Here is an 11,098-nt window from a genome sequence, read left to right as displayed (position 1 = left end):
TGTTATTGTATGCAAACAAATGTAAGAAGAGAGGCTAGTTTCACAAAGTTTTTTCAGAAAAGAAAATGAAAAGCAAAGAATTTTTAATTTGTGCAATCTTTTATTGAAAAGAGATTTACATCTTTTAGTAGCAAATACCGCAAATGTTTGCTAAAATAGCAGTGTCGGTTAAGCATTGCTTAACAAATAAAGTTTTTTAAAACTTAGGAGGAATTTTTTATGCCAGTAGTATCAGGAGCTGAATTCTTAAAAGCTGCTCGTCAAGGCGGATATGCAGTAGGTGGATTCAATACAAATAACTTAGAATGGACTCAAGCGATTTTAAAAGCTGCTGAAGCGAAAAAAGCGCCAGTTCTTATTCAAACTTCTATGGGTGCTGCAAAATACATGGGCGGATACAAACTTGCTAAAGATCTTATCTGTGATTTAGTTGAATCAATGAACATCACTGTTCCAGTTGCGATCCACTTAGACCATGGCGATTACGATGCTGCAATGGAATGTATCGAAGTTGGCTATACTTCAGTTATGTTCGATGGTTCTCATCTACCATTTGAAGAAAACTTGAAATTAGCTAAAGAAGTTGTTGAAAAAGCACATGCTAAAGGCGTTTCTGTTGAATGTGAAGTTGGTTCAATCGGCGGCGAAGAAGATGGAATCATCGGAGCTGGTGAATTAGCAGACATCGAAGAATGTAAACAAATGGTTGCAACAGGTATCGATTACCTAGCTTGCGGAATTGGTAACATTCACGGTCAATACCCTGAAAACTGGAAAGGCCTTGCTTTTGACCACTTACAAGCAATCGCTGATGCAGTAGGTTCTGATGTACCATTAGTATTACACGGTGGTTCTGGTATTCCTCAAGACCAAATCGAAAAAGCAATCTCAATGGGTGTATCTAAAGTAAACGTAAATACTGAATTCCAATTATCATTTGCAAAAGCAACTCGTGAATACATCGAAGCTGGCAAAGATAAAGAAGGTAAAGGATTCGACCCTCGTAAATTATTAGCACCAGGTGTTGCTGCAATCGTTAAAGATGCAGAAGAACACATTGACTGGTTCGGTTCAGCTGGTAAAGCTTAATCCATTTCAGTTCAAAAGAACGATCACTTTTGGTCGTTCTTTTTTTTGTGGGGAAATCCTGCTTTTTTCTTTGTCTGTTCTATGCTAAAATTGGCATGATACACATAAACTTTAAAGTATAGGTGGATATAGATGAAAAAAATTGTCATTCAAGGCAATCGTCCCTTAAAAGGAGAAGTCACGATCAGTGGGGCAAAAAATAGTGCGGTAGCTTTGATTCCTGCGGCTATTTTGGCTGATTCTCCTGTCGTATTAGAAGGAGTGCCGGATATTCAAGATGTGCACTCATTGATTGAAATTTTAGAAATTATGGGTGTTCAAACGCACTTTGAAGAAAACACATTAACCATCGATCCCACACAGATCGTTTCGATTCCGATGCCAAGCGGCAAAATCAATAGTTTGCGTGCTTCTTATTATTTCATGGGGGCACTATTAGGCAAGTTCGGTGAAGGTGTCGTAGGCCTGCCTGGCGGCTGTTTCTTAGGCCCACGTCCGATTGATTTGCATATCAAAGGCTTTGAGGCGCTAGGAGCTACAGTCACCAATGAACATGGCGCGATGTATTTGCGGACCAGTGAAGAAGGCCTTGCTGGAGAACGAATCTTCTTAGATATGGTATCTATTGGAGCGACGATCAATGTCATGCTGGCAGCCGTCAAAGCCAAAGGCAAGACCATCATTGAAAATGCTGCTCGTGAACCTGAGATCATTGATGTGGCAACTTTACTAAACAACATGGGAGCTAAAATTCGTGGCGCAGGGACCAACGAGATCCGAATCGAAGGCGTTCAAGAATTACACGGGTGTCGTCATTCGATCATCCCAGATCGGATTGAAGCAGGCACATACCTGTCTTTGGCAGCAGCTGCTGGAGAAGGGATCACCATCAAAAATGTCATTTATGAGCATCTTGAAAGCTACATCGCTAAATTAGAAGAAATTGGTGTGCGTATGGATATCAGTGAAGATGAAATCTATGTTTATCCGTCGCAAGACTTAAAGCCTGCCAATGTAAAAACATACCCATATCCTGGTTTTGCTACTGACTTGCAACAACCGATCACTCCCTTACTCTTGAAAGCAAATGGCACGTCAGAAATTTTGGATACAATCTATGCCAAACGTGTCAATCATATACCAGAATTGGCCCGAATGGGCGCACAAGCAACAACGGAAGGCAATCTGATTTTGCTTCATGGCCCAAGCCAACTTCATGGTGCTGAAGTCGTTGCTTCTGATTTGCGAGCAGGAGCTTGTTTGGTAATTGCTGGATTGATGGCTACAGGAACCACCACAGTTTTCAATGTCGAATATATTTTACGAGGATATGATCATATAATCGATAAACTTACAGCCTTAGGGGCAGACATTCAAATGGTAGAGGAGTAACTATGAGCGATTATTTAACAATGGCAGAACTGGAGAATAAAACGTTAAAAGAAATCTATACGTTTGCCAAAGAATTTCGAATTCCTTATTACAGCCAAATGAACAAAAAAGAATTATCGCTGGCTGTGATTCGGGCCCAAGCAGAAAAGCAAGGCTTCTTTTACATGGAAGGTATTCTTGATATTGTTGGACAAGAAGGCTACGGCTTTTTACGTCCTATCAATTACGGACCCAGTGCGGAAGATATCTATATTTCTTCTTCTCAAATTCGCCGTTTCAGTTTGCGAAATGGCGATAAGGTAGCCGGGAAAGCCAGACCTCCAAAAGAGTCAGAACGTTATTATGGATTGATGCATGTTGAATCTGTCAATGGCAAAGATCCAGAAGAAGCAAAAGAACGTCCCCATTTTCCGGCTTTGACGCCGCTATATCCGAATCGTCATTTGAATTTGGAAACCACACCCGGACGTCTGTCAACACGGATGATCGATATGTTGGCGCCAGTTGGATTTGGTCAACGGGGATTGATCGTTGCCCCACCAAAAGCGGGCAAGACCAGTATCTTGAAAGAAATCGCAAACGGGATCACTGACAATCACCCGGATGTAGAATTGATCGTCTTATTGATTGATGAACGTCCGGAAGAAGTAACTGATTTAGAACGAAGTGTCAAAGGAGACGTTGTTTCTTCGACCTTTGATCTACAGCCAAGTAACCATACTCGGGTCTCTGAATTGGTCCTTGAACGTGCTATGCGTTTAGTTGAGGACAAGCGCGATGTTGTGATACTGATGGATAGTATCACTCGTTTGGCACGTGCCTATAACTTAGTCGTGCCGCCAAGCGGTCGTACTTTGAGTGGCGGGATCGATCCAGCCGCACTATACAAACCAAAGAAATTTTTCGGAGCCGCTCGGAATATCGAAGAAGGCGGCAGTCTGACGATTCTAGCTACGGCACTGGTTGATACTGGTAGCCGCATGGATGATGTCATCTATGAAGAATTCAAGGGAACTGGAAACATGGAACTACAGCTTTCACGCAACTTAGCCGAGCGCCGTATTTTCCCAGCCATTGATATCAAGAAGTCCGGTACACGAAAAGAAGAACTTTTGATGAGCAGCGAACAATTAGAAGAAACCTGGCGCTTACGCAACAATATGACCGGAGAATCCTTGGAATTCACAGAACAATTTATTCAGTTTTTAAGAAAAACGAAAACCAATGCGGATTTCTTAACCGCGTTTCATGATGTTCATTTCGGCGATAAACGACCAAAAAGAAATCTCAAAAGATAATTGCATCGAAAAACGAAACATGGTAAGATAGTCATGTTGTAAAATCGACAAATCAACTCTGGTACAGCAAATGGACCAGGGCAAAGGAGAGAAGAAGAAATGAAACAAGATATCCATCCAGATTATCATCCAGTTGTATTCATGGACTCAACTACTGGTTTCAAATTCTTATCAGGTTCAACAAAGAATTCACAAGAAACTGTTGAGTGGGAAGATGGCAACACGTATCCATTGATCCGTGTCGAAGTAACATCTGATTCACATCCATTCTACACTGGACGTCAAAAATTCACACAAGCAGATGGACGTGTGGACCGTTTCAACAAAAAGTACGGCCTCAAAGACGCCAACGCTGCAGAATAATTCTAACAAGGTTAGAACGTTGGTTTACCAACGATTTAGAGATGTTTTCCTTTACTGGGGACATCTCTTTTTTTGTGCATGTTGCGTTTCTTGTTGCGATATTATCTTTACTTGATTCGTCATGAATTGTGCAAAGCGATTACCTGTCTCTTCCTGCTTTTTATCGGTTACATAAGCATACACATTCATTGTTGTTTTTATATCTGTATGACCCATTTGCTCTTGAACTTCTTTGATAGGTACACCAGATTCAAGTAGGAGACTGCAATGAGTGTGACGAAATCCATCATTGAAAAATTTGTGCTCTCAAAAACTATGGCATAAGTACAATTAACTGAATGAGATGAGTGGAGAGTTTACTCAAAAAAACGACGTGGATCTGCTAACCAGCAATCCACGTCGTCATTTTTTTGAAAAGTCGTCATAATTTTTACTGATGATTCGACTAAATAGATGCTATGGAAGAGAAAAGTAATGCGAGTAATCCTATTCCAATAAGAAGCCATATCACTTTTCCCATAGGATGGTTAGGATTTATCGTTAATCCTATCCCATAGGCTTTAGGAATAAAGAGCGGTTGCGCGCCGTTTGCTTGATAAAAAGATTTATAGACAACATAACTTGCGCCCATAAGGGGAATGCAGATGAGAATGACGATAGTCCCTAGAATATTCTCGTTCACATAGTCATTCAAAAAAACAATTACTAGACAAATAAGCGCGATTAATAGTAGGGAGGTAACAACAATATAATGAGAGATGCGCTCACTCCTTTTTTTCTTGATCAATTTATAATCTTCTTCTACTTTCTTCATATACATAGGATCTCCTTTCAACATATAGTCAAGCGAGAGGGAATAGGTTTCACTAATGGAAATCAAAGTTGGGATGTCTGGAAAGTTTTTGCCATTTTCCCAGTTTGAAATTGTTTGTCGGGTAACAAATAATTTTTCAGCCATCTCCTGTTGTGTAATACCTAATTCGGTTCTCCTATCCTTTAAAATTTGTGCAAACATTCAATGTGCCTCCTTCAATAATAAAATAATACGAAAGGTAAGATCGTTCAAGGAAATTTGATTTGACAGAGCGCAAGAGACGCTTGCTTTTCAGTGATACCGGGTTTTTCCTACTAAAAGAGACAAATTATTTTCCTGCTAGCTTTGTGTTTCCATTTTGTTTGTATCTGCCAAATCACTTGAGATAAATGGCCGGGAAAACAATTTCCGGTTTTTGATTTTCTTTTGCATTTGTTCAACAAAAAGGCTGGTTATCTTCACTGCAAAGAGCAAATCAAGCAGGGGCTAATTGAATTAGTTCAAGACAAAATTTCTAAGGCGTTTTATAATGGATAGCATAAATGATAATTTGTTTGATCATCGAGGTGATAAGGTTGACTAAAATTTTAATTGTAGAGGACGTAAATGAGATCAATGAGCTGCTTTGTCAGCAACTATGCTCTTTTTCCAAAGTACAGCCAGCTTATTCTGGTACAGAAGCATTGCTTTATTTTAAAAATGAGTCGTTTGACTTAGTTTTGTTGGATATTATGTTGCCGGGACGAAGCGGTGAGGATGTATTGCGAGAAATTAGAAAAGTGAGTGACGTGCCAGTTATTATGATAACGGCTATGGGGGATAAAAAGAAAGTGAGTCAAGTTTTATTAGATGGAGCAAATGATTACATCACGAAACCTTTTGATCTAGATGAAGTGGTGGCACGTGTCACTGTCCAGCTACGAAATAGTCAGAGTCAACTTAATTCTGGCACCTCTTATTGGAAATATCACGATTTGTTGCTCGATGGAAGTGACTTTACATTGAAAGCTGGAATAAATGAAGTTCGGTTAGGAAAAAAAGAGTTTGCCATTTTTAAGTGCTTGTTGGAATATCCTCAACAGATTTTTACGAAAGAGCAACTTTATGAAATGATTTGGCATGAGACCTATCTGACCGGAGATAACACGCTGAATACCCATTTAAGTAATTTACGAAAAAAAATTGCTTGTGTCGATGACCAACGAGAGTACATTGAAACGGTTTGGGGATTGGGCGTTCGCTTAAAGGAAATAAAAGAATGATTTATTATGCAGTTTTCATAACATTCATGTGCTTGTTGGTAAGCATTTTGTACCTGCGGCAACAAATTGGCTTAAAGCATTTATTACAAAGCGTACAGGAAAAACGTGAAACAAACACCAATAAGTCACTTACTACCAAGACATATAGTCGTTCCTTCGATCGAATCATTCAAGAGTTCAATCGTCTTTTTTTAGAGTTGCAAGCATTGCAAATTACCTCGCAGCAAGAAAAAGCCACATTGGATTTAGCCATTCACAATATTACCCATGACATTCGGACACCATTAACCATTGCTAATGGGTATCTTTATCAGCTTAAAAAAACCAAGTTATCTGAAGAAGAGGCGCAAATCATTCAAAAGATTGATCGCAACCTGAAAACTGTTGCGGATCGCTTAGAGGTATTATTGGAGTATCAAAACTTATTGGAAAACAACGTGAAGCCAGAGTTGGTTCCACTAGATTTCAGCCAGTTTTTTAAGCGTCAATTAGTGACCTACTACGATTCGTTAACCAAACAAAAATTTTCTGTCAAATTAGATATTACCGAAGATTTATGGATTGAGAACGACCCTGAACTATTGGTACGTATTTTACAAAATATTTTTAGTAATGTGTTGAAACATGGACGCAATACGTTAACTATTCGCTTACAGCAAAAAGGAAAATTTGCTCAATTGTCAGTAATGAATGAATCTAAGCAGCCTATTAGGGATCTTGAACGGCTGACTACTCGTTTTTATTCAGAAAATTTGGCGGAAATCGAAGACTCATCAGGTTTAGGATTGTTTATTGTTCAAGAACTGATGACATTAAGTCATGGTTATTTAGAGTTGGCCAGCGAAGGTCGAAAATTTGAATTGACTATTTCTTGGCCAGTGATTGAATAGAAGCAACTAAATAGTTGTATATGAAGTGTCTAAAACAGCAAGGCATTCGCCCTGAGGACACTTCATATACAACTATTTTTTATAAATCACGTTTTCGAAAGAGTTGATACGCAGCTAAGAGAACAATCACTGAAAACAAACAAGCAGTAACAATGGCTTTGAACCAATAATGATCAGGCATCTCCTGTAACCAAGCAAGATTTAAGTTTGATTGAAAGTCCAAGTATTTGAGCCAATCTGCGTTGGGAAAAATAGCTGTGAAGATACCTGTCACTAAGCCACCAACAATGACTGCGATGATTGCTGCTACATTGGAAAAAGTCAGTAAGAGAAAAAATAGTCCAATAGTAAAAATAGCTTGAAATGCAATGAATTGAATAAGAATCATTCGTAAAAAGTCCAGCCAAAAGTGATCGGGAGCTGTACCAAAGCCGTAGCGGATTCCAGCTGTCAAAAAAGTGAAAAAATAATAGAACAGGAATTGCAAAGCCGAAACCAATAGGAAAATAATGTATTTTGAAAGAAAGAATTCTTTACGAGAAATCCCAACCGCCAGTTGATTTTTGTATGTTTTTTTTGTTAAATCATAGCCTAAAACCATTACGAACAAAGGAAGACAAAAGTACATTAGGAACGCAGCCATGGTGCTCATGGCGATCACCGTTTGATAACTATTCCAAGTCGCATCTTGAAGATTGATTTGAAAAGCTGTCAACTGTTCAAGTGACATTCCTGAGGAACCTAAAGACTTGGTGAGAATTGACAGTGCAACAAGAGCTATTAGAAGAAGTTGAGTGATATAAAAACCTTTGGAACGAAATAGGCGAAAGAAATCAGCTCGAATCGTATTAATCATGTGTTATGTCCTCCGTGTCATCAATCAGATTTGTAAAATAGTTTTCTAAATCTTGTTTTTGATAATAGATCCCATCGATACTAATATTGTTTGTCACCAGTAAGCGGGTAATCTCGTTGATTTGATGGGATCGTTCAAATAAGTGCAGTTCTGTTTGATTGATTATTTTCATTTTGAACGAGAAGTTTTCCTTTAATAATGCACTTGCTTGTGGCGTTTCAGAAGTTTTAAGAACGATATAATCTTCGCTAAGTTGATCAAAATCAGTCTTTGCTATTTCCTTGATCAATACACCGTTATTGATGATTCCAAAACAAGTCGCTACTTGATAAAGCTCACTTAAAATATGGCTAGAGATGATGATCGTCATTCCGTATTCTTCATTCAAGCGTTTGATTAAATGACGAAATGCAGCAATGGCAATCGGATCAAGGCCATTGATTGGTTCATCTAAAATCAACAGATCAGGCTTAGATAAAATAGCGATTGCGATTCCAAGTTTCTGTTTCATTCCTAAAGAAAAATCTTTGAATTTTTTGTTGTCTGTATCGGTTAGATCAACTAATTCTAAAGTTTCCTGAATCACTGTTCCACGATCAACGATGCCTCTTAATTTGCAGTAGTATTCTAAGTTTTCTTTTGCGGTTAATTGATCGTAGGCCACGGGGGTCTCAATCACCGAGCCAGTGCGTCGCAAAGCTTTGATCCATTCCGAATCTGTCTTCGACCCGAGCAGTGAAACGGTGCCACTGGTTGTTGAAATCAGACGAGTGATGGCTTTTAGTAGTGTGGTTTTACCAGCACCGTTTCGACCAATCAAGCCGTAGACCGCTCCTTTTTGGATCGTTAAAGAAACTTGATCTAATGCATACTGTTGACCGTACTTTTTGGTGACTTGGTTTAGTGATAAAATTGACTCCATGTTATTCCTCCTTATCTTCTGGTAAGTTGTTGATGTAAGAGAGTGCATTAAAGCAACAAATAACTTATCCGAATATATTTAGTATAGAATTGAAACTTCAAAAGACTATTCATCAATTCTCAAATATTTCTAAAATTTTTGCTGCCTGTAACTAGAGGAGTCATTGAAGTTACCTGTTTACTTCCTACAAATGGTTCTCTCAACTAGTCGGCGGAACATCGGCTTTGACTTCAGCAACGCTTAACACTGCAAGCATAGACACAGTCGTTTCGATTTTTCTACACTAAAATAGTACACTTCTAAGAAAAAACTCCCATCCTAGTAGACTAGAAACTTTCGTTTTTCTAGTCTACTAGGATGGGAGCCTATCAAACCTAAAGGGAGGACTGTGACATAAGTCATCATCCAACAAGTGAAACCGAATCATAGTCTATTGCGATAGATTCCTCGGAGTTTTGCGAAGAAGAGCCACTGCACCGCAGAAGCAATAATAGTTACTGTTCGGATAGTATTACTTATAGGAGACTTATGGCACAGCCTCTACATTTTCATTTTATGAACCAAATGTCTAGAAGGATCCACTTCATCCCTCAATCAAACAGATACCTGCGAAATTTTTTGGAGAAAGGGAAACTAAACATGCAGAGTAATAAAACAAGTTGAAAAAGCATGATCACCATGAGCGGAGCTGCTTCAAACCGCCAGTAAAGATAGCCGTGCACGGCGAATTCTAAAAGATTAAGTCCGACAAGTAAGACGTAGTGCACCGTTTTTACCTTGCACTTTTTCAGTAAGTAATAGGTAACAAAATAATCCAACAGTATCATAAGAAGTAAGATAAATTTATTTACCATAGTGATCGTATCATGCTGCACTGCAAGTCGTTGACAGAGTAGTAACAGCGTTGGCAGAGGAATATAGATCGCTAACAACGAAATGAAAAAATAAACGATAAAAGGCATTTGACTCTCCTAGGGAATAGTTTCTCTAAAGACAGAAAATAATTTAGCAAATTTCTGCGAAAAAATCAACATTTTTTAAAATGATCACGCCAAGTCAGTTCAATCTGCTCGCCAAATCAGGGGGCTTGTTAAATGGATTGCGTCTCTTCAATGAGAAGTATTAAAATAACTGTTGTTTTCCTAGTTGTCAGCAGACGTTTGTTTTCCTAAGTCTCACAGGCTTTTTTGACGGCGGTTTCAAAAAAATTGTAAAAGCATTGCGTCAATACAATATTTGTTTGGGATCGGCTTGTTCTAAGATAAAATCTCGAAAATTCTTTACCACAGGTGGTAGGTAAGTATCTTTATTGTAGGCCAAATAGAAATAACGCTCCCAGGAAATGTCTGTTAGCTTGATTCGTTTCAATGGTAAAGAGTCGAGCATTGTCATATTTGGGATGATGGCGATGCCCCAATTTTGACTGACTAAACCGGCAATGACTTGATCGATCTTTACCTCATAGGCAACTTTATAGCTGAGATTTTTCCGTTGGTAAATATCATCGATCATGCCCCGAAGCGCACTTTTTTTGCTGAAAATGATTTGCGGGTACTCTGTCAGTTGATCCAAAGCTAGTTCATCATATTGTGCAAGAGGATGGTCTAACGCTGTAATCACCACTAATTCTTGACTAGCGATCGGTACAAACTCGATGGTGGGTTCATTTGCAATATAAGAGCTGATTCCTAAATCATAGCGGAAAGATTTGAGGCCTTCGATAATTTCAGTGCTGACACTACCTGAATGAAACTCAAATTGAATATTTTTGTCAGGATTAGCCAATAAAAATTCTTTGGTGATTTTTGGTGCATAAGAAATTCCTAGAACTTGTAAAAAAGCCAGACTGATATGACCAAAGCCTTTGCTGATCTTTGTAATGGTGTCAATGCCTGAATCAAGGCTTTCCAATGTTCGGATCACATGTTCATGGAAGATTTTTCCCGGTTTTGTTAGGGAAACATTACGGCCGTTTTTTTCAAATAGTTGGACGCCTAATTCTTCTTCAAGTAATGAGATGGCGTTACTTAAACTAGGCTGAGTGATGTTCAACTGCTTGCTTGAACGTGTATAATGCTCTTCTCTAGCTAAAACGTCGAAGTATTTTAGATGTTGAAGATTCATTGTTGTCCTCCTCTAGATTGAACTTATCCATAGTATAGCAAAAATGTATATCTTTTATCTATAGATTGATAAAGAAAAAACAATTAGA

11 protein-coding genes and 1 pseudogene are annotated in these 11,098 nt (G+C 38.6%); 6 read left to right on the top strand and 6 right to left on the bottom strand.

Features of this window, described 5'->3' with window-relative positions:
• The first annotated feature begins 219 nt into the window (after positions 1-219).
• From Q0A12_RS13635 to Q0A12_RS13620, 4 genes are all read left to right on the top strand, one after another.
• Positions 220-1,089: a class II fructose-bisphosphate aldolase gene (locus Q0A12_RS13635; protein WP_291293177.1), complete on the top strand. Its 870-nt coding sequence runs from the start codon at positions 220-222 to the stop codon at positions 1,087-1,089.
• A 132-nt stretch (positions 1,090-1,221) separates the two neighbouring features.
• On the top strand, positions 1,222-2,481 hold the full coding sequence (locus tag Q0A12_RS13630) for a UDP-N-acetylglucosamine 1-carboxyvinyltransferase (protein WP_291293176.1): 1,260 nt from the start codon (positions 1,222-1,224) through the stop codon (positions 2,479-2,481).
• Between the two features lie 2 nt (positions 2,482-2,483).
• Positions 2,484-3,779, top strand: a complete 1,296-nt coding sequence (rho, locus tag Q0A12_RS13625) for a transcription termination factor Rho (protein WP_291293175.1) — start codon at positions 2,484-2,486, stop codon at positions 3,777-3,779.
• A 99-nt stretch (positions 3,780-3,878) separates the two neighbouring features.
• Positions 3,879-4,142 (top strand): type B 50S ribosomal protein L31, encoded by a 264-nt coding sequence (locus tag Q0A12_RS13620; RefSeq protein WP_005228304.1) that lies wholly within the window; start codon positions 3,879-3,881, stop codon positions 4,140-4,142.
• Between the two features lie 51 nt (positions 4,143-4,193).
• Here Q0A12_RS13620 and Q0A12_RS13615 read toward each other — a convergent pair.
• Positions 4,194-4,427, bottom strand: a pseudogene (locus Q0A12_RS13615) (tyrosine-type recombinase/integrase); the annotation flags it as partial.
• Positions 4,428-4,587: 160 nt separating this feature from the next.
• Complete coding sequence (locus Q0A12_RS13610; protein WP_291293174.1) at positions 4,588-5,157, bottom strand: helix-turn-helix transcriptional regulator; 570 nt, start codon at positions 5,155-5,157, stop codon at positions 4,588-4,590.
• Between the two features lie 374 nt (positions 5,158-5,531).
• Here Q0A12_RS13610 and Q0A12_RS13605 point away from each other — a divergent pair, with 374 nt between their 5' ends.
• A complete protein-coding gene (locus Q0A12_RS13605; protein ID WP_291293173.1) occupies positions 5,532-6,218 on the top strand; it encodes a response regulator transcription factor in 687 nt (228 codons plus the stop codon).
• Complete coding sequence (locus tag Q0A12_RS13600; protein ID WP_291293172.1) at positions 6,215-7,108, top strand: HAMP domain-containing sensor histidine kinase; 894 nt, start codon at positions 6,215-6,217, stop codon at positions 7,106-7,108. The genes Q0A12_RS13605 and Q0A12_RS13600 overlap by 4 nt, the downstream gene beginning before the upstream one ends.
• Positions 7,109-7,187: 79 nt before the next feature.
• Here the strand turns inward: Q0A12_RS13600 and Q0A12_RS13595 are convergent, their stop codons facing one another.
• From Q0A12_RS13595 to Q0A12_RS13580, 4 genes are all read right to left on the bottom strand, one after another.
• Positions 7,188-7,964 carry an ABC transporter permease subunit gene (locus Q0A12_RS13595; protein ID WP_291293171.1) on the bottom strand — a complete coding sequence of 259 codons (777 nt, stop codon included), beginning with the start codon at positions 7,962-7,964 and terminating at the stop codon, positions 7,188-7,190.
• The gene (locus Q0A12_RS13590) at positions 7,957-8,886 is read right to left on the bottom strand and encodes an ABC transporter ATP-binding protein (protein ID WP_291293170.1); all 930 of its coding nucleotides are present in this window, start codon (positions 8,884-8,886) and stop codon (positions 7,957-7,959) included. The genes Q0A12_RS13595 and Q0A12_RS13590 overlap by 8 nt, the downstream gene beginning before the upstream one ends.
• A gap of 590 nt (positions 8,887-9,476) precedes the next feature.
• On the bottom strand, positions 9,477-9,848 hold the full coding sequence (locus Q0A12_RS13585; RefSeq protein ID WP_291293169.1) for a hypothetical protein: 372 nt from the start codon (positions 9,846-9,848) through the stop codon (positions 9,477-9,479).
• Between the two features lie 262 nt (positions 9,849-10,110).
• A complete protein-coding gene (locus tag Q0A12_RS13580) occupies positions 10,111-11,010 on the bottom strand; it encodes a LysR family transcriptional regulator (RefSeq protein WP_291293168.1) in 900 nt (299 codons plus the stop codon).
• Positions 11,011-11,098 lie beyond the last annotated feature (88 nt).

This window comes from Enterococcus sp., assembly GCF_022711995.1.
GTDB lineage: Bacteria > Bacillota > Bacilli > Lactobacillales > Enterococcaceae > Enterococcus_D.
Note: the sequence above shows the minus strand (reverse complement) of the source record. Positions and strands in the feature narration are given on the sequence as shown.

Bases quoted from the DNA above. Each gene is read 5' to 3' on its own strand.
- Q0A12_RS13600 (WP_291293172.1), top strand. From the start codon at position 6,215: ATGATTTATTATGCAGTTTTCATAACATTCATGTGCTTGTTGGTAAGC.
- Q0A12_RS13595 (WP_291293171.1), bottom strand. From the start codon at position 7,964: ATGATTAATACGATTCGAGCTGATTTCTTTCGCCTATTTCGTTCCAAA.
- Q0A12_RS13585 (WP_291293169.1), bottom strand. From the start codon at position 9,848: ATGCCTTTTATCGTTTATTTTTTCATTTCGTTGTTAGCGATCTATATT.
- Q0A12_RS13580 (WP_291293168.1), bottom strand. From the start codon at position 11,010: ATGAATCTTCAACATCTAAAATACTTCGACGTTTTAGCTAGAGAAGAG.
- rho (WP_291293175.1), top strand. From the start codon at position 2,484: ATGAGCGATTATTTAACAATGGCAGAACTGGAGAATAAAACGTTAAAA.
- Q0A12_RS13620 (WP_005228304.1), top strand. From the start codon at position 3,879: ATGAAACAAGATATCCATCCAGATTATCATCCAGTTGTATTCATGGAC.
- Q0A12_RS13590 (WP_291293170.1), bottom strand. From the start codon at position 8,886: ATGGAGTCAATTTTATCACTAAACCAAGTCACCAAAAAGTACGGTCAA.
- Q0A12_RS13630 (WP_291293176.1), top strand. From the start codon at position 1,222: ATGAAAAAAATTGTCATTCAAGGCAATCGTCCCTTAAAAGGAGAAGTC.
- Q0A12_RS13635 (WP_291293177.1), top strand. From the start codon at position 220: ATGCCAGTAGTATCAGGAGCTGAATTCTTAAAAGCTGCTCGTCAAGGC.
- Q0A12_RS13610 (WP_291293174.1), bottom strand. From the start codon at position 5,157: ATGTTTGCACAAATTTTAAAGGATAGGAGAACCGAATTAGGTATTACA.